General features: G+C 71.2%; 20 protein-coding genes, 1 tRNA gene and 2 pseudogenes. 7 read left to right on the top strand and 16 right to left on the bottom strand.

The window, feature by feature from the left end:
- Nucleotides 1-167 precede the first annotated feature (167 nt).
- Nucleotides 168-756: pseudogene (locus B100_RS34885) on the top strand (hypothetical protein).
- Here the strand turns inward: B100_RS34885 and B100_RS0121915 are convergent.
- On the bottom strand, nucleotides 726-1,460 hold the full coding sequence (locus tag B100_RS0121915) for a GntR family transcriptional regulator (RefSeq protein ID WP_024886551.1): 735 nt from the start codon (nucleotides 1,458-1,460) through the stop codon (nucleotides 726-728). The pseudogene B100_RS34885 and the gene B100_RS0121915 overlap by 31 nt on opposite strands.
- Nucleotides 1,461-1,595: 135 nt before the next feature.
- On the opposite strand from B100_RS0121915, the gene B100_RS36990 reads away from it, so the two are divergent.
- Nucleotides 1,596-1,760, top strand: coding sequence for a hypothetical protein (locus tag B100_RS36990; RefSeq protein ID WP_158686734.1), 165 nt, complete (start codon nucleotides 1,596-1,598; stop codon nucleotides 1,758-1,760).
- Between the two features lie 723 nt (nucleotides 1,761-2,483).
- Here B100_RS36990 and B100_RS0121905 read toward each other — a convergent pair.
- Entirely contained in the window at nucleotides 2,484-2,927 is a 444-nt protein-coding gene (locus B100_RS0121905; protein ID WP_037723242.1) for a GNAT family N-acetyltransferase, read from the bottom strand.
- A 270-nt stretch (nucleotides 2,928-3,197) separates the two neighbouring features.
- On the opposite strand from B100_RS0121905, the gene B100_RS0121900 reads away from it, so the two are divergent.
- Entirely contained in the window at nucleotides 3,198-3,968 is a 771-nt protein-coding gene (locus B100_RS0121900) for a response regulator transcription factor (RefSeq protein WP_024886549.1), read from the top strand.
- On the opposite strand, the gene B100_RS0121895 is transcribed toward B100_RS0121900, so the two are convergent.
- Nucleotides 3,927-4,424: a MarR family transcriptional regulator gene (locus tag B100_RS0121895; RefSeq protein ID WP_024886548.1), complete on the bottom strand. Its 498-nt coding sequence runs from the start codon at nucleotides 4,422-4,424 to the stop codon at nucleotides 3,927-3,929. The genes B100_RS0121900 and B100_RS0121895 overlap by 42 nt on opposite strands.
- 116 nt (nucleotides 4,425-4,540) lie before the next feature.
- Between B100_RS0121895 and B100_RS0121890 the strand changes: the two genes are divergently transcribed.
- Nucleotides 4,541-5,365 (top strand): trans-aconitate 2-methyltransferase, encoded by an 825-nt coding sequence (locus tag B100_RS0121890; protein WP_024886547.1) that lies wholly within the window; start codon nucleotides 4,541-4,543, stop codon nucleotides 5,363-5,365.
- A 1-nt stretch (nucleotide 5,366) separates the two neighbouring features.
- On the opposite strand, the gene B100_RS0121885 is transcribed toward B100_RS0121890, so the two are convergent.
- From B100_RS0121885 to B100_RS0121870, 4 genes are read right to left on the bottom strand one after another with little or no spacing between them, the layout of a single operon-like run.
- Nucleotides 5,367-5,615 carry a type II toxin-antitoxin system RelE family toxin gene (locus B100_RS0121885; RefSeq protein WP_024886546.1) on the bottom strand — a complete coding sequence of 83 codons (249 nt, stop codon included), beginning with the start codon at nucleotides 5,613-5,615 and terminating at the stop codon, nucleotides 5,367-5,369.
- A complete protein-coding gene (locus tag B100_RS0121880) occupies nucleotides 5,612-5,863 on the bottom strand; it encodes a type II toxin-antitoxin system Phd/YefM family antitoxin (protein WP_024886545.1) in 252 nt (83 codons plus the stop codon). The genes B100_RS0121885 and B100_RS0121880 overlap by 4 nt, the downstream gene beginning before the upstream one ends.
- A 40-nt stretch (nucleotides 5,864-5,903) precedes the next feature.
- Nucleotides 5,904-6,578 carry a TetR/AcrR family transcriptional regulator gene (locus B100_RS0121875; protein WP_024886544.1) on the bottom strand — a complete coding sequence of 225 codons (675 nt, stop codon included), beginning with the start codon at nucleotides 6,576-6,578 and terminating at the stop codon, nucleotides 5,904-5,906.
- Entirely contained in the window at nucleotides 6,575-7,588 is a 1,014-nt protein-coding gene (locus tag B100_RS0121870) for a fatty acid desaturase (RefSeq protein WP_024886543.1), read from the bottom strand. Before B100_RS0121870 ends, B100_RS0121875 begins: the two co-directional genes overlap by 4 nt.
- Before the next feature lie 289 nt (nucleotides 7,589-7,877).
- Here B100_RS0121870 and ppc point away from each other — a divergent pair, with 289 nt between their 5' ends.
- On the top strand, nucleotides 7,878-10,628 hold the full coding sequence (gene ppc, locus B100_RS0121865; RefSeq protein ID WP_024886542.1) for a phosphoenolpyruvate carboxylase: 2,751 nt from the start codon (nucleotides 7,878-7,880) through the stop codon (nucleotides 10,626-10,628).
- 99 nt (nucleotides 10,629-10,727) lie between these two features.
- Here ppc and B100_RS0121860 read toward each other — a convergent pair whose 3' ends face one another.
- The 7 genes and pseudogenes from B100_RS0121860 to B100_RS34095 form a co-directional block, all read right to left on the bottom strand.
- Nucleotides 10,728-11,216, bottom strand: coding sequence for a hypothetical protein (locus B100_RS0121860; protein ID WP_024886541.1), 489 nt, complete (start codon nucleotides 11,214-11,216; stop codon nucleotides 10,728-10,730).
- An 88-nt stretch (nucleotides 11,217-11,304) separates the two neighbouring features.
- Nucleotides 11,305-11,913: an aminoacyl-tRNA hydrolase gene (pth, locus tag B100_RS0121855; RefSeq protein WP_024886540.1), complete on the bottom strand. Its 609-nt coding sequence runs from the start codon at nucleotides 11,911-11,913 to the stop codon at nucleotides 11,305-11,307.
- Between the two features lie 99 nt (nucleotides 11,914-12,012).
- Nucleotides 12,013-12,606 carry a 50S ribosomal protein L25/general stress protein Ctc gene (locus B100_RS0121850; RefSeq protein WP_024886539.1) on the bottom strand — a complete coding sequence of 198 codons (594 nt, stop codon included), beginning with the start codon at nucleotides 12,604-12,606 and terminating at the stop codon, nucleotides 12,013-12,015.
- Nucleotides 12,607-12,812: 206 nt separating this feature from the next.
- Nucleotides 12,813-13,793: a ribose-phosphate diphosphokinase gene (locus B100_RS0121845; RefSeq protein ID WP_024886538.1), complete on the bottom strand. Its 981-nt coding sequence runs from the start codon at nucleotides 13,791-13,793 to the stop codon at nucleotides 12,813-12,815.
- Nucleotides 13,794-13,881: 88 nt separating this feature from the next.
- Nucleotides 13,882-15,327 carry a bifunctional UDP-N-acetylglucosamine diphosphorylase/glucosamine-1-phosphate N-acetyltransferase GlmU gene (glmU, locus tag B100_RS0121840; protein WP_024886537.1) on the bottom strand — a complete coding sequence of 482 codons (1,446 nt, stop codon included), beginning with the start codon at nucleotides 15,325-15,327 and terminating at the stop codon, nucleotides 13,882-13,884.
- A 123-nt stretch (nucleotides 15,328-15,450) separates the two neighbouring features.
- Nucleotides 15,451-15,521 (bottom strand) — tRNA-Gln (locus tag B100_RS0121835).
- A 6-nt stretch (nucleotides 15,522-15,527) separates the two neighbouring features.
- A pseudogene (locus tag B100_RS34095) lies at nucleotides 15,528-16,400 on the bottom strand (hypothetical protein).
- A 167-nt stretch (nucleotides 16,401-16,567) separates the two neighbouring features.
- On the opposite strand from B100_RS34095, the gene B100_RS0121825 reads away from it, so the two are divergent.
- On the top strand, nucleotides 16,568-17,881 hold the full coding sequence (locus B100_RS0121825) for a histidine kinase (protein WP_024886536.1): 1,314 nt from the start codon (nucleotides 16,568-16,570) through the stop codon (nucleotides 17,879-17,881).
- An 89-nt stretch (nucleotides 17,882-17,970) separates the two neighbouring features.
- On the opposite strand, the gene B100_RS0121820 is transcribed toward B100_RS0121825, so the two are convergent.
- Nucleotides 17,971-18,465, bottom strand: coding sequence for an SUKH-3 domain-containing protein (locus B100_RS0121820; protein WP_024886535.1), 495 nt, complete (start codon nucleotides 18,463-18,465; stop codon nucleotides 17,971-17,973).
- A 44-nt stretch (nucleotides 18,466-18,509) separates the two neighbouring features.
- Complete coding sequence (locus B100_RS0121815) at nucleotides 18,510-19,049, bottom strand: YwqJ-related putative deaminase (RefSeq protein WP_024886534.1); 540 nt, start codon at nucleotides 19,047-19,049, stop codon at nucleotides 18,510-18,512.
- A gap of 333 nt (nucleotides 19,050-19,382) precedes the next feature.
- On the opposite strand from B100_RS0121815, the gene B100_RS0121810 reads away from it, so the two are divergent.
- Entirely contained in the window at nucleotides 19,383-20,372 is a 990-nt protein-coding gene (locus tag B100_RS0121810; protein WP_024886533.1) for an SMI1/KNR4 family protein, read from the top strand.
- Nucleotide 20,373 lies beyond the last annotated feature (1 nt).

The raw sequence follows: 20,373 nt of genomic DNA, 5'->3' as shown, positions 1-20,373 counted from the left end.
CCTGGAGATGCCCCGCCACGGCCGTCGCCGGGCGGGGCATCCCCGTGCAGGACGCGGTGGACCCGTCCCCTTCGAGGCGTCGACCATCATGTGAACCGGCCGAATCCGGCTCGATCCCGCGGCTACGCTGATCGGGGCAGTCCACAGCGAGCAGGAGCGAGGCGACCGTGAACCGACCGTTGCTGTTCCTCGACGTGGACGGGCCGCTCAACCCTTACGCGGCCCAGCCGGGAGAGACGCCCCGACGGTTACACCACCCTCAGAGTCCCCCGGAGCGGAACCGGCCGCGACGACGGGGGTCTGACGTCCCGGAGACGTCCCCTGCGTGTCTGGCTCAACCCGCAGCACGGGCGCAGCCTGCTCCAGCTCGGTTTCGAGCTGTGCTGGGCCACCACGTGGATGGACGACGCCAACCGGTGGATCGCACCGGTCGTCGGTCTTCCGGAACTCCCCTTCGTCGACTTCGGGGACGTCCTGCTGCGAGAACGTCCCGACGGAGTCCACTGGAAGACCGCGGCGCTGGTGGACTACGCGGGGGGCCGCCCTTTTGCCTGGGTGGACGACGAGCAGAGTGAGCTGGACCGGACGTACGTGTCCGCCCACCATCCAGGGCCCGGGCTCCTGCACCACGTCAACCCGCGGACAGGCCTGAGGGAGAACGACTTCCGCGCGCTCGCCGACTTCGCCAGTTCTCCGGCCGGCCAAGGCCCGCTGCGAGACAGCCGTCAGGCAGGGCGGTCCACGCCGAACTCGTAGGCGACTTCCCACCGCGCGTCCGGCACCGTGATGTCCGCCGTCTCGACCGGCCTGCCGTCCGCGTCGTAGTAGGTCCGTTCGATGTGCAGCACGAGGTCGCCGACGCTGATGCCCAGCAGGTTGGCCTCGGCTTGCGTGGCACGGGCGGGGCGCGGCACCTCCACCGCGCTTTCGACGTGCACGCCGATCGAGCGCATGCGCTCCACCACGCCGGCTCCGGCGAGCGGGCCCATCTCCGGCAGGACGACCGGAGTCCCGTCCGTGACCGCCAACGGCTCCCAGGAGTGGGACAGCTGGACGGGCTGCCCGTCGGCGAGGAACTCGTAGCGGGTGCTCACACACAGGTCCCCCGGAGCGATGGCGAGGCGTTCGGCGACGGCCTCCGGGGCGGGCACGCGCGCCTGGCTGTGCGACTCCCAAGTGCCGTCCCGTCCACGCTCTTTCATGTCCGCGCGGAAGGGAGACCCGCCCCTGCGCTCACGGTGGCGTGAACGGACCATGCGCAGGCGCTCGCGGGGCTTTCGCACGAACGTGCCCGATCCCGCCCGGCCTTCCGCAAGGCCCTCGACGATCAGCCGGTCCATGGCCCGCTGCGTCACGTTGCGGCCCACGCCGTACTCCTCGGCGAGCTGGGCGCGCGACGGCAGACGTGCGCCGACCTCCCATTCACCTGCCAGGATCCGCGCGCGCAGCGAGTCCGCCAGCGTGCTCACGTCGCTACAGGAGGTGTTTCCGTGTGCGCTTCCGAGGCGCGTGTTCGCGCACTGGCCGCTCGGCTCGTTGCCGTGACGGGGAGCTAGGCGTCGGCCGAAGTGCTTCCTCGGCGCATCCGTGTCCGGGTGCGGCTTCCCGCGCGGCTCACCGAGTCCAGCCGTCGTGCCCTGCTCCTGGTCCTCGCCGACGCGGACCGGTACGGCCATGACGTGACGGCAAGGGGCGCGGAGGTCTGGGCGGAGTTCGACCGTCGCCGGCCACACGCGCCGGGCGGCGAGAGCACATCGTGAACAGAGGTGAAGTGCATGAGAGGATTCGTCGCCCGCGTACGGGACTGGCTTCGCGCTGTCGGTGCCCCACCTGGAAGGCATCGCGCCGTCAAGGGAGGGGGGCGGCGTCGCGTCAGGTGTCCGTGCGGCACGTCCGCAGGGTCCCTGGCGGAGGGGCCGGCGATCCCGAGGGCGCCCGGCCGCGCATCGGTGCGCAGAACGATCGCCCCTACCGTCCGTCACTGGCACGCCCGCATCGACGGTGAGTCCAGCCCTCTGGTGCGTCCGTACGTCGCCTCGGTCGAGCAAGAGGAGAAGGCCCGGATCCAGCGTCTGCGCCGCGACATCCTCGAGCGGATCACAGGTCGACCTGTGCCCCTCCACGGCTGCTTGCGGTTCCAAGCCGCGGGCATGGTCGCGGAGCTCACTCTTCCTGGTGACGACTTCGGCTCCGCCCGAGCCGCTCGCCATCAGATGCGGGACACCGCCCGGTCCTGGGGATTGCCCCGACGAGGGCGGGGGAGGCGCGGCCGTCGTGCCGCACGTGCCGGGAGTGGAGCAGGAGAACGGTCGCGGGCTGCTGATCACGGACGCCCTGGCCGAACGGTGGGGGACCTTGCGGGAGGGCGGGTGCCTCACCGTCTGGGCCGAGGTGGCCGTCGACGGAGGTGCCCTGGGCCGACCAGGGATGACGTTCGGTGGTGGGTCAGGGTGAACCGCCCGGCCCGGAAGCACCCTTGGTGATCACCCCAACCGCTTCGTCAGCGTGTACTCCGTGATGCCCGGGGGGTAGTCGGGGATGACGCAGACCACGTCGTAGCCGTGCTTCTTGTAGAAGTCCGGGGCCTGGAAGTCCCAGGTCTCCACGCGGGCCGCGGTGCAGGCGCGGTCGGTGGCGGCGAGGCGTTCCGCCTCGGTGAGGACGGCGGAGCCGAGGCCCCGGCCGCGGTGGGCGGCGTCGACCCACAGGTAGGTGACGTGGAGCCAGGTCGTCCAGGTGTGGCCGACCAGGCCGCCGGCGAGTTCGCCGTTCGCGTCCAGGGCCCACACGTGCAAAGGCGCCTGACGCTCGGCGGGGGTGCCGCGCAGCGCACGCAGGATCGGCGAGGCCGCCGTGTTGGTGTCCCGGAGCCGCTTGTGGAGCAGATCGCGTCGGGCCTTGTCGACTTCTGTCTCAAGACGAAACATGCGGCACACCTTAAACGCGCAAGGCCGCAAGTTCTGCAAATCCGCTTCCGCTCCGGGCCCCCGCCCGTACTCTGATGCTCAGCGCCGGTGGGGGCCGGCGTGCGTTCAGGGGGCGAGACAGCCGGGCACGGCGGCCGGGCGCGGGCGTCGGCCCGTCCCGCGTCCGGCGAGGGAAAGCCACGGGGGCCTCGGTGCCGGGTCCGCGCCGGTGTCGTCCACCGGCGACGGGGTAGTCCCCTGCTCTGGGAAGAGCACGGGGAAGGGGGTTACGTGGTTCGCATTCGAGTCCTGGTCGTCGACGACCATCGCATCTTCGCCGAGTCACTGGCCGCGGCGCTGGCCGCGGAGCCCGACGTCGACGTGTCCGCGGCGGGCAGTGGCCCGGCGGCGCTGCGGTGTCTGGAGCGGGCGGCCGCCGAGGGGCGGCGGTTCGACGTGCTGCTCGTCGACGCCGATCTGGGCGTGCCGGCGGCACCGGCCGGCCGCCCGGCCGTGCCCGTGCAGGCCGTCGGCGAGGACGGGCTGGTCGACGGCATCTCGCTGGTGACCGGGGTGCGTTCGGCGCAGCCCCAGGTCAGGGTGGTGGTCCTCGCCGAGAAGGACGACCCGGCCCGCGCGGCCCTCGCCCTGCAGGCGGGCGCCTGCGGCTGGGTGGCCAAGGACTGCTCGCTGAGCCGGCTGCTCACCGTCATCCGCGGGGTGCTGCGCGACGAGACCCATCTGCCGCCCGCCCTGCTGACGGGCGTCCTGCGGGAGCTGACCGCCGCCCGCCGCCACCGCACGGAGAGCGAACGGCTGGTGGAGTCGCTCACCCCGCGGGAGCGCGAGGTGCTGCGGTGCATGGTCGCGGGCCTGGGGCGCAAGGCGGTCGCCGAGCGCCTGTACCTGTCCCCGCACACCGTGCGCACCCACATGCAGAACGTCCTCGGCAAGCTGGGCGTGCACTCCACGCTGGCCGCGGTGGCCCTCGCCCGCCGGGCGGGTGTCGGACCGGTGGACCTAACCGGGAATGTTGTCGAACGGGGCGGTCAACTGGCGTAGCAGGGACGCCAGTTCCACACGCTGGGTGCGGGTGAGGCCTTCGAGGATCGCCCGCTCCTGGGCGAGCAGCCCGGCCAGCGCCTGATCGGCGCGGTCCCGGCCCTCCTCGGTCAGCCGCACCAGCACACCGCGCCGGTCAGTGGGGTCCGGCAGCCGCTCCACCAGACCCTTCTTGGCGAGGCGGTCGATGCGATTGGTCATCGTGCCCGAGGTGACGAGCGTCTGCGTGAGCAGCTGCCCCGGGGAGAGCTGGTACGGGGTGCCCGCGCGGCGCAGCGCGGTCAGGACGTCGAACTCCCAGGACTCCAGGCCGTGCTCGGTGAAGGCGAGGCGGCGCGCGCGGTCCAGGTGCCGGGCCAGCCTGCTCACCCGGCTCAGCACCTCGAGCGGTTCCACGTCGAGGTCCGGGCGCTCCCGGCGCCACGCTGCGACCAGCCGATCGACCTCGTCCTCCATAAGGATCAGTGTAGTGGTTGTGTCGACGTGAAGTCTCTTGATGTCGAGTGTCTTGACGTCGAGAGGAATGGTGGGTGACGCTGGAGGTGACGCCGATCCGCGATCCGGGAGGTCCCGTGTCCGCAGCCGCCGCCCGTCCCGTCTGGGACCCCGCCCAGTACCTGCGCCACGCCGGGCACCGCACCCGGCCCTTCACCGACCTGCTCGCCCGCGTCCCCCGCCTGCCCGGCGCCCCGCCCCGCATCGCCGACCTCGGCAGCGGCGCGGGCAACGTCACCGCCCTGCTCACCGGCCGCTGGCCCACCGCCCGCGTCACCGGCTACGACAACGCCCCCGAGATGCTCGACAAGGCCCGCGTCGACCACGAGGGCCCCACCGACGGGGGCGGCCGGCTCGACTTCGCCCACGCCGACGTCCGCACCTGGACCCCGCGGGAGCCGTACGACCTGATCGTCAGCAACGCCACCCTGCAGTGGATCCCCGGGCACGTGCGGCGGTTCGGCGCGTGGATCGACGGGCTCGCGCCCGGCGGCACCTTCGCCTTCCAGGCACCCGGCAACTTCGATGCCCCCAGCCACACCCTGATGCGCGACCTGGCCGCCTCCCCCCGCTGGCGGGACCGCCTGACCGGCGTGCTGCGCCACGAGGACGCCGTCTCCCGCCCCGAGGAATACCTGGCGCACCTGGCGGACCTCGGCTGCGCGGTCGACGCCTGGGAGACCACCTACGTCCACCTGCTGACGGGCCAGGACCCGGTGCTCGACTGGGTCAAGGGCACCGGCCTGCGGCCCGTCCTCACCGCCCTCGCCGACGAACCCGGGGCGCGGGACGCCTTCCTCGACGAGTACCGCGCCGCGCTGCGCGAGGCCTACCCGGCCACCGCGCACGGCACCCCGTTCCCGTTCCGCCGCGTCTTCGCCGTCGCCGTCAGGGAGACGTGATTCAGGGGGTGCGGCCCAGGTGGGTGACGAGGATGTGGATCACGTCGTCGTCGATGACGTAGAGCACCCGGTAGTCGCCGACGCGCAGTCGGCGCGCTGTCGGTCCGTAGGCGACGGAGTGGGCGGGCCGGGGCTCCTTCGCCAGGGTGTCGACGGCCTCGTAGACAGCGGCCAGCCCTGACGGGTCGTCGCGGAGGAACCGTACGGCCGCGTCTGTGGCGTTGGGCTCCCAGATGATGCGGTAGGTCACGGGCGCAGCCCCAGCATGCGTCCGACCTCTTCGTGGGGGATGCCTTCGCCGAGGAGGCCGGCGGCCTTGCGGCGCTCGTGGTCGGCAACCGCCAGCGCGTCTTCCAGGTCCTCTATGACCTGCGGCGACACGAGAAGCGCGGCCACGTGCCCGTGATCCGTGAGGGCGATGGTCTCGCGGCCGTGGGCTGCGCGACGCACGAGGTCGCCGAGCTGGGCACGGGCTGCGCTGATCGTGATCTCAGTCATGCGCAGATATTACACAAGATTAATCTGGTGTGCCGTAGATTCAGCTCTTCCGGTGGCCTATCAGGCGCGGCTTCGGCTCCAGGCCGTCCAGACCGTGCCAGGCGAGGTTGACCAGATGGGCCGCCACCTCCGCCTTCTTCGGCTTGCGGACGTCCAGCCACCACTGGCCCGTCAGGGCGACCATCCCCACCAGCGCCTGCGCGTACAGCGGCGCCAGCTTCGGGTCGAAGCCGCGGCTCTTGAACTCGCGGCCCAGGATGTCCTCCACCTGGGTGGCGATGTCCGAGATCAGCGAGGCGAACGACCCCGTCGACTGGGGGATGGGCGAGTCGCGGACCAGGATGCGGAACCCGTCCGTGTACTCCTCGATGTAGTCCAGCAGGGCGAACGCGGCCTGCTCGCACAGCTCACGCGGATGACCGGCCGTCAGCGAGCCGGTCACCATGTCCAGCAGACGCCGCATCTCGCGGTCCACGACCACCGCGTACAGCCCTTCCTTGCCGCCGAAATGCTCGTAGACCACCGGTTTGGAGACCCCGGCCTTCGCCGCGATCTCCTCCACCGACGTGCCTTCGAACCCCTTCGCCGCGAAGAGGGTGCGGCCGATCTCCAGCAGCTGCTGGCGGCGCTCCGCACCGGTCATCCGGGTGCGGCGCGCACGCCGCGGCTTGTCATTGCTGGGGGTGCTGGAGTCGGTCGCCACGGCGCCCATCATGCCGCCTCGGCGGGTTCCTTCCCGCGCCGGGCGGCGCCATCCGAGGCGACGCGCCGCGAATCGATACGCGAGCGTGACGGCCACCGCACGTCGGACGCCCACCCCAGCTGCTCGAACCAACGGATCAGCCGGGCCGAGGAGTCCACCTGCCAGCGCTCCACCCCGTGCCGCGCGGACGTCGGGTCGGCGTGGTGCAGGTTGTGCCAGGACTCACCGCACGACAGCACCGCGAGCCACCACACGTTGCCCGAACGGTCCCGCGACTTGAAGGGACGCTTGCCGACCGCGTGGCAGATCGAGTTGATCGACCACGTCACGTGGTGCAGCAGGGCCACCCGGACGAGGGAACCCCAGAAGAAGCCGGTGAAGGCGCCCCACCACGACATGGTCGCCAGGCCGCCGATCAGCGCGGGCAGCCCCAGCGACACCAGCGTCCACAGCACGAACTGCCGGGAGATCGCCCGCAGCGTGCGGTCCTTGATCAGATCCGGCGCGTACTTCTCCTGCGGTGTCTGCTCCTCGTCGAACATCCACCCGATGTGCGCCCACCACAGGCCCTTGATCAGCGCCGGGATCGTCTCCCCGTACCGCCACGGCGAATGCGGGTCGCCCTCGGCGTCGGAGAACTTGTGGTGCTTGCGGTGATCGGCCACCCAGCGCACCAGCGGCCCCTCGACCGCCATCGAACCGGCGATCGCCAGCGCGATCTTCAGCGGCCGCTTCGCCTTGAACGAGCCGTGGGTGAAGTGACGGTGGAAGCCGATGGTGATGCCGTGGCATCCCAGGAAGTAGAAGAAGACCAGCAGGCCGAGGTCCAGCCAGCTCACTCCCCATCCCCAGGCCAGCGGCACAGCGGCCACCACTGCCAGGAAGGGGACGACGATGAAGAGCAGCAGTGTCAGCTGCTCGACGGAGCGTTTCCGCTCCCCGCCCAGCGTGGCGGAGGGCACGTCGTCGTCGGACCGGGACTGCTTCGGGGCTTCGTCGAGCACATCGGAGCGTGAGGTCATGCGTTCCCCTGTGGGGTATGTGGACTGAGGGAAGGTGCCGAACCGCCGGAACCGCCTCGCTTTCCTACGGTCCCGTAACCTACGGCATCGTAAGTATGGCAGTGCGTTGCCCGGCGGCAAGAGCCCGTGGGCCAGCGCGTCCGGCTCGCACCTATCCTTGGAAGTCGGTCGGACAGCGCGGTCCGCTCTGATTTCTTCCCGGACGTCCGGCCCGCAAGGCGCACGCCGCGCGAGACGCCCGTTCGGGTTCCCTCCCAGACGAGCTTCAACACTGCAAGGAGCCGCACCTGTGAGCAGTGCCGACGACCAGACCACCACGACGAGCACCGAGCTGCGTGCCGACATCCGCCGACTGGGCGACCTCCTCGGGGAGACCCTGGTACGGCAGGAGGGCCCGGAGCTCCTCGATCTCGTCGAGAAGGTCCGCCGCCTCACCCGCGAGGACGGCGAGGCCGCCGCCGAGCTCCTGCGCGGCACCGAACTGGAGACGGCGGCCAAGCTGGTCCGCGCCTTCTCCACGTACTTCCACCTGGCCAACGTCACCGAACAGGTCCACCGCGGACGCGAACTGGCGGCCCGTCGCGCCGCCGAGGGCGGTCTGCTCTCCCGCACCGCCGACCGCCTCAAGGACGCCGACCCCGAGCACCTGCGCGAGACCGTCCGCCACCTCAACGTGCGGCCCGTTTTCACCGCGCACCCCACCGAGGCCGCCCGCCGCTCCGTCCTCAACAAGCTCCGCCGGATCGCCGCCCTCCTGGAGACCCCGGTCCTCGCCTCCGACCGGCGCCGCCTGGACACCCGCCTCGCGGAGAACATCGACCTCGTCTGGCAGACCGACGAACTGCGCGTGGTGCGCCCCGAGCCCGCCGACGAGGCCCGCAACGCCATCTACTACCTCGACGAACTCCACGCCGGCGCCGTCGGCGACGTCCTGGAGGACCTCACCGCCGAGCTGGAGCGCGTCGGCGTCCATCTCCCGGACGACACCCGCCCGCTGACCTTCGGCACCTGGATCGGCGGCGACCGCGACGGCAACCCCAACGTCACCCCCCAGGTCACCTGGGACGTCCTCATCCTCCAGCACGAACACGGCATCAACGACGCCCTGGAGATGATCGACGAGCTGCGCGGCTTCCTGTCCAACTCCATCCGCTACACCGGCGCGACGGACGAACTGCTGACCTCCCTGCAGGCCGACCTCGAGGCCCTCCCGGAGATCAGCCCCCGCTACAAGCGACTCAACGCCGAGGAGCCCTACCGGCTCAAGGCCACCTGCATCCGGCAGAAGCTGGAGAACACCAAGCTCCGCCTCGCCAAGGGCACCCCCCACGAGCCCGGCCGCGACTACCTCGGCACCGGTGAACTCCTCACCGACCTGCGGATCATCCAGGCCTCCCTGCGCGAGCACCGCGGCGGCCTCTTCGCCGACGGGCGCCTCGCCCGCACCATCCGCACCCTCGCCGCCTTCGGCCTCCAGCTCGCCACCATGGACGTCCGCGAGCACGCCGACGCCCACCACCACGCCCTCGGCCAGCTGTTCGACCGGCTGGGCGAGGAGTCCTGGCGCTACGCCGACATGCCCCGCGACTACCGCTCCAAGCTCCTCGCCAAGGAGCTGCGCAGCCGGCGCCCGCTCGCCCCCACCCCGGCGCCCGTCGACGCGGCCGGCGAGAAGACCCTCGGCGTCTTCCGGACCGTCAAGCGCGCCCTGGAGGTCTTCGGACCCGAGGTCGTCGAGTCGTACATCATCTCCATGTGCCAGGGCGCCGACGACGTCTTCGCCGCCGCGGTCCTCGCCCGCGAGGCCGGCCTCATCGACCTGCACGCCGGCTGGGCCAGGATCGGCATCGTGCCGCTGCTGGAGACCACCGACGAGCTCAAGGCCGCCGACACCATCCTCGAGGACATGCTCTCCGACCCGTCCTACCGGCGCCTCGTCGCGCTCAGGGGCGACGTCCAGGAGGTCATGCTCGGCTACTCCGACTCCTCCAAGTTCGGCGGCATCACCACCAGCCAGTGGGAGATCCACCGCGCCCAGCGCCGGCTGCGCGACGTCGCCCACCGCTACGGCGTCCGCCTGCGCCTCTTCCACGGCCGCGGCGGCACCGTCGGCCGCGGCGGCGGCCCCTCCCACGACGCGATCCTCGCCCAGCCCTGGGGCACCCTGGAAGGCGAGATCAAGGTCACCGAGCAGGGCGAGGTCATCTCCGACAAGTACCTCATCCCGTCCCTGGCCCGGGAGAACCTGGAACTGACGGTGGCCGCCACGCTGCAGGCGTCCGCGCTGCACACCGCGCCCCGCCAGTCCGTCGAGGCCCTCGCCCGCTGGGACGCCGCCATGGACGTCGTCTCCGACGCCGCCCACACCGCGTACCGGGCCTTCGTCGAGGACCCCGACCTGCCGACGTACTTCCTCGCCTCCACGCCCGTCGACCAGCTCGCCGAGCTGCACCTGGGCTCGCGGCCCTCCCGCCGCCCCGGCTCGGGCGTCTCGCTCGACGGACTGCGCGCCATCCCGTGGGTGTTCGGCTGGACCCAGTCCCGGCAGATCGTCCCCGGCTGGTTCGGCGTCGGCTCCGGCCTCAAGGCCCTGCGCGAGGCCGGCCTGACCGCAACACTGGGAGGAGAGGGCGTGCTCGACGAGATGTACGGGCAGTGGCACTTCTTCCGCAACTTCATCTCCAACGTGGAGATGACCCTCGCCAAGACCGACCTGCGGATCGCCCAGCACTACGTCGACACCCTCGTCCCCGACGAGCTCAAGCACATCTTCGACACCATCAAGGCTGAGCACGAGCTGACCGTCGCCGAGGTGCTGCGCGTCACCGGCGAGCGGGAACTGCTGGACGCCGACCCCGTCCTCAAGCAGACCTTCACCATCCGCGACGCCTACCTGGACCCGATCTCCTACCTCCAGGTGGCCCTGCTCAAGCGCCAGCGCGACGCGGCCGCCGCGGAGCAGCAGCCCGACCCGCTGCTCTCCCGCGCCCTGCTGCTCACCGTCAACGGCGTCGCCGCCGGCCTGCGCAACACCGGCTGACGGGCCGCAACACCGGCTGACGGGCCGGCCGCACGAAAGGGCGGTGCCCCTGACCTCGAGGAGGTCAGGGGCACCGCCCTTTCCACGCACCAGCGGCACCTACAGCGCCACGAACGCCGCCGTCAGCAGCCCCGCGCCCGCCAGCGCCATCAGCCACGCGAGCCGCGTCCGCAGCAGACCGCCCGCCACCACCACCGACGCCAGCAGCAGCGCGCCCCCGAGCGGAACCCACGCGTACAGGACCCCCGCCGGGCCGGACCGCACCGCCTCCCGGCCACCCGGCTTCAGCACGACCGTGTAGGTGCGGCCCTTCTCCACCGCCACCGAGTCGTCCAGCACCACCTTCGCGCGCGGCTGCGACCCGGGAGACAGCGGCGCGTACGGGCCCGAGCAGCCGCCGTCGTCGGCGCACCGCGTCACCTCCACCGTGCCGCGCTCACGCCCCTTGGTCAGCATCACGTGCTGCGCCGTGCCCCACGACGCCCACACACCGGCGATCAGGATCAGCACGGCGACCGTGCCCATCGCCACGAGCCGGCCGAAACGCAGCGCGGAGTCACCGCGCGAAGGACGGACCGCAGAAGGCATGGCCGCGATCTTTGGCCATGACCTCGCGGCTGGTCAACCCGCGGGGGCGGCACCGGGCGACATGTCCCGCGAAGTCCTCCTCAGCAGGTCACGAGTTGTACGCGCTCTGCGCCCGCTCCAGCCCCTCGGTCACCAGACACTCCACCGCGTCCGCCGCCCGGTCCACCAAGTAGTCCAGCTCCTTGCGCTCCGCCGACGAGAAGTCCTTCAGCACGAAGTCCGCGACCTGCATCCGCCCCGGCGGCCGGCCGATCCCGAACCGCACCCGGTGGTACTCCCGCCCGAACGCCCCCGTCAGCGACTTCAGGCCGTTGTGCCCGTTGTCCCCGCCGCCCAGCTTCAGCCGCAGCGTCCCGTAGTCGATGTCCAGCTCGTCGTGGACCGCCACCACCCGGTCCACGGGCACCTTGTAGAAGTCGCGCAGCGCGTTCACCGGCCCGCCCGACAGGTTCATGTACGACATCGGCTTCACCAGCACCACCCGGCGGCTCCCCGGCCCCGGCGGCCCGACCCGGCCCTCCACGACCTGGGCCTGCGCCTTCGCCGCCCGCTTGAACCGGCCGCCCATCCGCTCCGCCAGCAGGTCCGCCACCATGAACCCCACGTTGTGCCGGTTCATCGCGTACCCCGGCCCCGGATTGCCCAGACCCGCGATCAGCCAGGGACCCGCCGCACCCGCATCCGCCGTCACACCCACGCCCTCCTCCACACATACGCGTCGGCCGCCGCCCCCGCACGGGAGCAGCGGCCGACGAACGACGACTCTCTACGAGGCTCAGACCTCGAACTACGAGGCTCAGGCCTCGGCGGCGGCCTCGTCGCCCTCGGCGCCCTCCGGGGCCTCCTCGGCCTGCGCGGCCAGGACCTGCAGCACCACGGCGTCGTCGTCCACGGACAGGGTCACACCGCTCGGCAGCGTGATGTCCTTGGCGAGGACGGCGGCGCCGGCCGCCAGACCCTCGACCGACACGGTCACGCTCTCCGGGATGTGGGTGGCCTCGGCCTCGACCGGCAGCGCGGACAGGACGTGCTCCAGCAGGTTGCCGCCGGGGGCCAGCTCGCCCTCGGTGTGCACCGGGATCTCGACCTGGACCTTCTCGCCGCGCTGCACCAGCTGCAGGTCGACGTGGACCAGGAAGCCCTTCAGCGGGTCACGCTGCACGGACTTCGGGATCGCCAGCTCGTTGCTCTCGCCGTCGATGTCCAGCGCGATCAGGACGTTCGGCGTACGCAGCGCCAGCAGCAGCTCGTGACCGGGAAGGGTCAGGTGCAGCGGGTCGGAACCGCGGCCGTACAGGACACCCGGAACCTTGTCTTCACGACGGATACGGCGCGCGGCACCCTTGCCGAACTCGGTGCGCGACGCGGCGGAGATCTTCACCTCGGACATACTCACTCCTCGAAGTCAGAAACGGACGTGGTCACCCGGCCACGAACGGCCTGCTACGAAGAGCGCGTCGATAACGGACCGCCGTACGAGCCTCAGAAGAAGCGGTACGGCCTCCCTCGCCGAGCAACTCGAGAAGTCTACTCGGACCAGGAGGCCGTACCCAAAACGATCACCGGCAGTCGAACAGACGCGCGACTGCAGAACCCTTACTGCTCGTCGAACAGGCTGGTCACGGACCCGTCCTGGAACACCTCACGCGCCGCCCGCGCGATCGTCGGAGCGATCGACAGCACCGTGATCTTGTCCAGGCTCTCGCTCAGCTCGCTCGGCGTCGGCAGCGTGTTCGTGAACACGAACTCGCTCACCCGGGAGTTCTTCAGCCGGTCCGCCGCCGGACCCGACAGCACACCGTGCGTCGCGGTCACGATCACGTCCTCCGCGCCGTGCGCGAACAGGGCGTCCGCCGCCGCGCAGATCGTGCCACCCGTGTCGATCATGTCGTCCACCAGGACGCAGACGCGGCCCTTCACCTTGCCGACGACCTCGTGCACCGTGACCTGGTTCGCCACGTCCTTGTCCCGGCGCTTGTGCACGATCGCCAGCGGCGCGCCCAGCCGGTCGCACCAGCGGTCCGCCACCCGCACCCGGCCGGCGTCCGGGGACACCACCGTCAGCTTCGAGCGGTCCACCTTCGCACCCACGTAGTCCGCGAGCAGCGGCAGCGCGAACAGGTGGTCCACCGGGCCGTCGAAGAAGCCCTGGATCTGGTCCGTGTGCAGATCCACCGTCAGCAGCCGGTCCGCACCCGCGGTCTTCATCAGGTCCGCGATCAGCCGCGCCGAGATCGGCTCACGGCCACGGTGCTTCTTGTCCTGGCGGGCGTACCCGTAGAACGGCACGATCACCGTGATGGAACGGGCCGACGCACGCTTCAACGCGTCGATCATGATCAACTGCTCCATGATCCACTTGTTGATCGGCGCCGTGTGGCTCTGGATCAGGAAACAGTCGGCGCCACGGGCCGACTCCTGATACCGCACATAGATCTCGCCGTTCGCGAAGTCGAAGGCCTTCGTCGGGACAACCCCGACACCCAACTGCTGGGCGACCTCCTCGGCAAGCTCGGGGTGGGCGCGGCCGGAGAAGAACATCATCTTCTTCTCGCCGGTCGTCTTGATCCCGGTCACAGCACTGTCTCCTCAGAGGTTTCTCAGCTGGTGGGGGTGCGCATCTGCACCTATCACGGTACGCCGTCCCGGACGGAACGCTTTCCGGTCAGTCCTCGCCGGCCTGCTCCCGCGACGCCGCCTCCGCGGCCTTCGCGGCAGCACTCCCGGGACGCTTACGCGCCACCCAGCCCTCGATGTTCCGCTGCTGGCCGCGGGCCACCGCCAGCGAACCGGGCGGCACATCCTTCGTGATGACCGAGCCCGCGGCCGTGTAGGCGCCGTCGCCGACCGTGACAGGAGCCACAAACATGTTGTCCGACCCGGTCCGGCAGTGCGACCCGACCGTCGTGTGATGTTTGTCCTGTCCGTCGTAATTGACGAACACACTCGCCGCACCGATGTTCGAGAACTCGCCGATCGTGGCATCGCCCACGTACGACAGGTGCGGGATCTTCGTCCCTTCACCGATCGACGCGTTCTTCGTCTCCACGTACGTACCGATCTTGCCCTTGCGCGCCAGCCGCGTCCCCGGACGCAGATACGCGAACGGACCCACCGACGCCTCCGGACCCACCTCGGCACCCATCGACACCGTGTTGTCCACCCGCGCCCCGGCACCCACCCGGGTGTCCGTCAGCCGCGTGTTCGGACCCACCTCGCAGCCCTCCGCCAGATGCGTCGCACCATGCAGCTGCGTCCCCGGATGCACCACGACGTCCTGCTCGAACGTCACCGTCACGTCCACCCACGTCGACGCCGGATCCACCACCGTCACGCCCGACAGCATCGCCGCCGTCAACAGCCGCTCGTTCAGGATCCGCCGCGCCTCGGCCAGCTGCACACGGTTGTTGATCCCCGCGATCTCCCGGTGGTCACCCGCCACCGACGCACCCACCCGGTGCCCCGCCTCACGCAGGATCCCCAGCACGTCCGTCAGGTACTCCTCACCCTGGCTGTTGTCCGTCCGCACCTTCTTCAGCGCGTCCGCCAACAGGGCGCCGTCGAACGCGAACACACCCGAGTTGATTTCCCGGATCGCCCGCACCTCGTCGGAGGCGTCCTTGTGCTCCACGATCGCGGTCACCGCGCCGGAGCCGTCCCGCACGATGCGGCCGTAGCCGGTCGCGTCCGGCATCTCCGCCGTCAGCACCGTCACCGCGTTGCCGTCCGCCACGTGCGTCTCGGACAGCCGGCGCAGCGTCTCACCGGTCAGCAGCGGGGTGTCGCCGCACACCACCACCACGGTCCCGTCCACGGAACCGCCCAGCTCCTCCAGACCCATCCGCACGGCGTGCCCCGTGCCGTTCTGCTCCGCCTGCACGGCGGTACGCACCTCGGGGGCGACCTCGGCGAGATGGGCGGTCACCTTCTCGCGGGCGTGACCCACGACCACGACGAGGCTGGCCGGGTCCAGCTCACCGGCGGCGGCGAGTACATGGCCCACCAGGGAACGGCCACAGATGTCGTGCAGGACCTTCGGTGTGGCCGACTTCATACGGGTGCCCTCACCCGCTGCGAGAACGACTACGGCTGCCGGGCGATTGGCGCTCACGGGATGCCCTTCGGCTGTGTTGGAGGTGGGGGGATGGACATCCGCAGGATACCGGGGCGTTTCCGGGGGGACATGAGAGCGGGTCCTGACCAGTGACCGGTCAGGACCCGAACTGAGGATGTGCTCCCGGGGGAGGACTCGAACCCCCATGATCAGAGCCAAAATCTGACGTCTTGCCCTTAGACGACCCGGGATTACCTTCATGTCCGATTTCGCGCATCGGACGAGGTGGCAGCCCCTACTATGCCGTACCACCAGCCTTCGATGCGACGGTACAGGTCGGCTCCGTTCCTCACGTCCACGCGGAGGCATCCCCGGTACGTGTCACCAGTGTTCTTCCGGTTCGTCGCCGGGTTGTGCCTCTTGAGCGTCGTCTTGAGGAAGTCGGCCCGGTCCACGCCCACATGGTCGGCCCAGAACTGTTCGGCGCCCTGGACGTCGGCGCTCTCGTGGATGTGTACGGCGAACCTGATCTGCGCCGGGTCCACGTCGAGCAGGCGCAGCTAGGCCAGGAAGACCGAGATCATGTCCGGGTCGCTGTTGACGAAGGTGACGCGCTCCTGCGGGTTGTGCGGTTTCCGCTTCGAGCCTTCGGCCCAGTAGAGGCCCACCCCGAGCAGGAACAGCTCGCGGTCCGTCAGTGAGCCGATCTCGTTCGTCGCAGCCGCTCGCGTCCGCTGCCGCTCCTCCTCGCGGAGCCGCAGCTTCGCCTCCCAGCCCCGCCGGGCGATGGCCTCCGCCTCCTCACGGCTTCGCTTCCGCTCCGGTTTCGGCAGATCCCGTACCCACAAGGAGATCGAGCTCTTGGAGCAGCCCAGTTCGACCTGGATCCGGTCGTACGTCCAGCCCTGGAGGCGTAGCTCGCGGGCCTTGGCCCGCAGGTCGTCCTTGGCGTTGGGGCGCCTGGTCCACTCCGGGGCCGGTTCGCCCTGGAGGAGGCGGTTGAGGATGTCGTTGTTGTCGACGTGGAGGCGGTCGCGGATCTGGCGTCGGCTGAGGCCCGCGCGCCGGAGGGCGACGGCCTGCTCGCGCAGACCTTCGAAGTCGGCGTATGTGCCGGTCGGATGTGCCATGGGCATACCGTCCGGGCGGAATGGAGGGTTCCCGGGTCGAACGGTGAGCGATTCAGCAGTTCGAGGGATTGTGGGGCGTATCGCGGCCGACCGGTCACTCGGTGTGGTCCGTCGCCGAGGTGAAAACTCCCCGGAAATGGGGCTGGGGGCGCCTTTAGGCTGGGGGCATGACCACGACGGGGGAAGACCATGTGACGGCCCGGGGAGGGCCCTGGTGGTGGGAGCGGCGGCGCGGTGCCGTGCTCGATGTGGGGCTCGCGGTGGTGTCCGCGCTGGAGTGCGGGTTCGAGGGGGTGCCGTTCGCCTGGGAGGCGGGCATCCCGGTGGCCGTGGGGGTGCTGTTCGGGCTGGTGGCCGGTTCGGTGCTGCTGGTGCGGCGCCGGTGGCCGATCGCGGTGGTGCTGGTGGCGATCGCGGTGACGCCGGCGGCGATGGGGTTCCTGCTGGGGATCGTGGGGCTGTATTCGCTGGCCGCGTCGGATCTGCCGCGCCGGATCATCGGGTCGCTGGCGGGCATGCAGTCGGTGGGCGTGCTGATCGTGATGTTCGTGCGGATGCGGCAGGACATCGCGCGGGGGGACGTGGATGTCGGTGACTGGCTGGTGCCGTTCGCGTCGGTGACGATGGCGGTGGGTGTGACGGCTCCGCCGTTGCTGCTGGGTCTGTACGTGGGGGCGCGGCGGCGGCTGATGGAGAGTCTGCGGGAGCGGGCGGACAGTCTGGAGCGGGAGCTGCAGCTGCTCGCGGAGCGGGCGGAGGAGCGCGCGGAGTGGGCGCGGGGTGAGGAGCGGACGCGGATCGCGCGGGAGATGCACGACGTGGTGGCGCACCGGGTGAGTCTGATGGTGGTGCACGCGGCGGCGTTGCAGGCGGTGGCGCGTAAGGATCCGGAGAAGGCGGTGAAGAACGCCGCGCTGGTGGGGGACATGGGCCGGCAGGCGCTGACGGAGCTGCGGGAGATGCTCGGGGTGCTGCGTGCGGGCGGGGACGCGGTGCGGTCGCGGGCGCAGGGGGCGTCGGTGCCGCTCGCGGCGGTGGGCGTGGCCGCGGCGGCCGCGGCGTCGCGGGTGGTGCGGGAGGAGGCGGTCGAGGGGCCGTCGTTGTCGGAGATCGAGGAGTTGGTGGGGCAGTCGGCCGCGGCGGGGATGGTGGTCGATCTGTCGGTGGAGGGGGAGTACCGGTCGTACGCGCCGGAGGTGGAGGCGACGGCGTACCGGGTGGTGCAGGAGGCGTTGACGAACGTCCACAAGCACGCGGCGGGTGCGAAGACGTATGTGCGTCTGGCGCACCGGGTGTCGGAGATCGCGATGCAGGTGGAGAACGAGCCTCCGTCGGGGGTGGGGTCGTCGGCGGGGCTGCCGTCGGGGGGCAACGGTCTGGTGGGGATGCGGGAGCGGGTGTCCGCGCTGGGCGGGGTGTTCGTGTCGGGGCCGACGGACGCGGGGGGTTTCCGGGTGTCGGCGGTGATTCCGGCGTCGTAGGGCGCTGTGGGTGCTGCGGGGCCGGCCTTCGACGGGGGCCCTGCCCTCCGGTGGGGGGTCAGCCCGCGATGGGGGCCCTGCGGTGGGGGTCAGCCCGCGGTGAGGCGCTGGGGCTGGATGCCGGAGACCAGGGTGGCGAGGGCGTGGTCGATGTCGGGGCCGAGGTACCAGTCGCCGGTGTGGTCGAGGGCGTAGACGCGGCCCTGTGCGTCGATGGCGAGGAGTGCCTGGGTGTCGGTCTCGGCGCCGAGGGGGCAGACCTCGGTGTCCAGGGCGCGGCCGAGGTCGCCGAGGGTACGGGCGAGGTGGAGGCCGTGCAGCGGGTCGAGGTGGAGTGCGGTGGGGGCGACCTGGCGGCCGGGTCCGGTGGGCCGGATGTGGAGTCCGCCGAATTCGGCCCAGGCCTCGACGGCGGCGGGGAAGACGGTGTGCCGGTGTCCGGCGGGCGAGGTGTGGTCGCGGAGGGTGTCGGCCCAGACCTCGGCCTGTTTGATGTCCCAGCGTCCGGGCTGCCATCCGGCGGCGCGCAGTGCGGCGTCGACGGGGACGGCGAACCGGGTGGTCGAGGTGCGGTCGGTGTGCATCGGCCCTTCGTTCGTCGAGGTCGTTCGGTGGTGCGGGGGGTGGTTCAGCCGTCGGTGGCGGCGGGGTCGACCGTGCGGACGCCGAAGTGGGCGGTGAGGGCGGTGCAGGCGCGGCAGGGGGCGGCGTAGCTGCCGTGGAGGGGGTCGCCGTCCTCGCGGATGCGGCGGGTGGTGAGTTTGGCGTGCTTGAGGGCCTTGCGGGCCTCGCCGTTGGTCATGGGTTTGCGGGCGGCGCGCTTGCTGCGGGCGGCGTCGGCGGTGGCGATGTGCCGGGAGATGAGGATCGTTTCGGCGCAGCGTCCGGTGAAGCGGTCGCGCTGGTCGCTGGTGAGGGTGTCGAGGAAGTCCTGGACGAGCGGGTGGAGCGCGGGGGGTGTGTCGCCGCGGGCGGCGGTGCCGGTGAGGGTGGCGCCGCGGACGGAGAGGGCGGCGGCGATGGTGGGGAGGATGCCGTCGCGGCGCTGGAGGAGGAGGGGCGCCGGGGTGGTGTCGGTGGCGCTCCAGCCGACGCGGGGGTCGCCGGAGTGGGGGCCGCCGGTTGGTCCGGTGTGCGTCCCCGTCTGCGTCGCGTTCATGATCGTCATCCCCTCCCGAGCATCCCCCCGGTGGTCACAGAGTGCCAAATCGGGTGGCGGCTGGGGAAGCTGGGGCGGGGCGACACGCCAGGGCGGGGGCGGGCTGTCACGGCAGGGTGACGGCCGGTCACGGAAGCGGAGGGGCGGGTGACCGGCGCCGGTGACCGGCGGAGTCGTACCGCATAGGCTGTCGGCACCGCGATCCGGCGGTGTTCCGCGTGCGGGCGCCGGGGGGTCGCGGAGGCAGAAGCAGTGCAGACGGACGTGACAGTCGAATACGTTGCGTGACGGTCCGACGGTGGGCCGGGGCGGGCGTACAGAGTGCCGCAGGGGGCAACCGCCATGACGACAGGTCGGCTCGGGCAGACCGCCGCGCCGCCGAACGCGGCCTACGCCGGGCAGGTCGTGCACTTCCCGGATCCGGTGCGGGCGGCCCGTCACCCGAGAGGGGTGCGGGTGGACGAGCGCGGCTACCCCGTTTTCTCGCCCTACGCGCGCGCGGCCGCGGAGATCGCGGATCCGCCGGAGGGTTTCGGTGTCGACGAGCTGCGGTTGACGGACTACGTGTCGGCGAACGCGGCGTTGGCGGCGACCGGTCACGAGTTGTGGGACACGGTGCCGGCGGTGGCGACGCCGCACGGCTGGACGTGGCATCACGTGGCGGGGACGCGTCGTCTTGAGCTGGTGCCGGTCGAGGTGAAGGCGCTGCTGCGGCATCACGGCGGTGTGGCGACGGCGGCGGTGGACCACGGCAAGCGGGGCACGCGGCCGTTGCAGGAGACGCGTCCGGCGCACTTCGGTCTGCCGAAGTCGGGTGTGGCGGTGACGGAGTCGCAGGTGCTGGGGGTCGAGGAGGACCTCGGGTACCGGCTGCCGGGCGCGTACCGGTCGTTCCTGAAGGCGGCGGGCGGCTGCGCGCCGGTGGGTACGGCGCTGGACGCGGAGCTGGGTCTGCTGGTGGACCAGCCGTTCTTCACGGTGCGGGACGAGGCCGCGGTCAACGATCTCGTGTACGTGAACAAGTGTCTGCGGGACCATCTGACGAAGGACTACCTGTGCGTGGCGTTCGTGCAGGGCGGTCTGCTGGCCGTGAAGGTGCGGGGCGAGCGGCAGGGTTCGGTGTGGTTCTGCGCGTACGACGACGTGCGGGACGTGGATCCGTCGTGGCCGCCGGCGGAGCGGGTGGAGCGGCTGCTGCTGCCCTGCGGTGAGGATTTCGACGTGTTCCTGTCGCGGCTCGCGGGGTCTCCTCCGGAGCTGGAGACGGTGGCGAATCTGATGGTGGACGGCGGGTTCGCGCGCGCCGTCCCGGTTTCTTCCGCGGGGGAGTGAG

The sequence above is a fragment of the Streptomyces sp. CNH189 genome, assembly GCF_000527195.1.
The sequence above is the reverse complement of the archived record's forward strand: the minus strand, read 5'-3'. Positions and strand labels throughout refer to the sequence as shown.

Coding starts and splice junctions, on each gene's coding strand:
- B100_RS0121905 (WP_037723242.1), bottom strand. CDS start 2,927: ATGTTTCGTCTTGAGACAGAAGTCGACAAGGCCCGACGCGATCTGCTC.
- B100_RS0121895 (WP_024886548.1), bottom strand. CDS start 4,424: ATGGAGGACGAGGTCGATCGGCTGGTCGCAGCGTGGCGCCGGGAGCGC.
- B100_RS0121880 (WP_024886545.1), bottom strand. CDS start 5,863: ATGACTGAGATCACGATCAGCGCAGCCCGTGCCCAGCTCGGCGACCTC.
- B100_RS0121875 (WP_024886544.1), bottom strand. CDS start 6,578: ATGATGGGCGCCGTGGCGACCGACTCCAGCACCCCCAGCAATGACAAG.
- B100_RS0121870 (WP_024886543.1), bottom strand. CDS start 7,588: ATGACCTCACGCTCCGATGTGCTCGACGAAGCCCCGAAGCAGTCCCGG.
- B100_RS0121860 (WP_024886541.1), bottom strand. CDS start 11,216: ATGCCTTCTGCGGTCCGTCCTTCGCGCGGTGACTCCGCGCTGCGTTTC.
- B100_RS0121850 (WP_024886539.1), bottom strand. CDS start 12,606: ATGTCCGAGGTGAAGATCTCCGCCGCGTCGCGCACCGAGTTCGGCAAG.
- B100_RS0121825 (WP_024886536.1), top strand. CDS start 16,568: ATGACCACGACGGGGGAAGACCATGTGACGGCCCGGGGAGGGCCCTGG.
- B100_RS0121820 (WP_024886535.1), bottom strand. CDS start 18,465: ATGCACACCGACCGCACCTCGACCACCCGGTTCGCCGTCCCCGTCGAC.
- B100_RS0121815 (WP_024886534.1), bottom strand. CDS start 19,049: ATGACGATCATGAACGCGACGCAGACGGGGACGCACACCGGACCAACC.
- B100_RS0121810 (WP_024886533.1), top strand. CDS start 19,383: ATGACGACAGGTCGGCTCGGGCAGACCGCCGCGCCGCCGAACGCGGCC.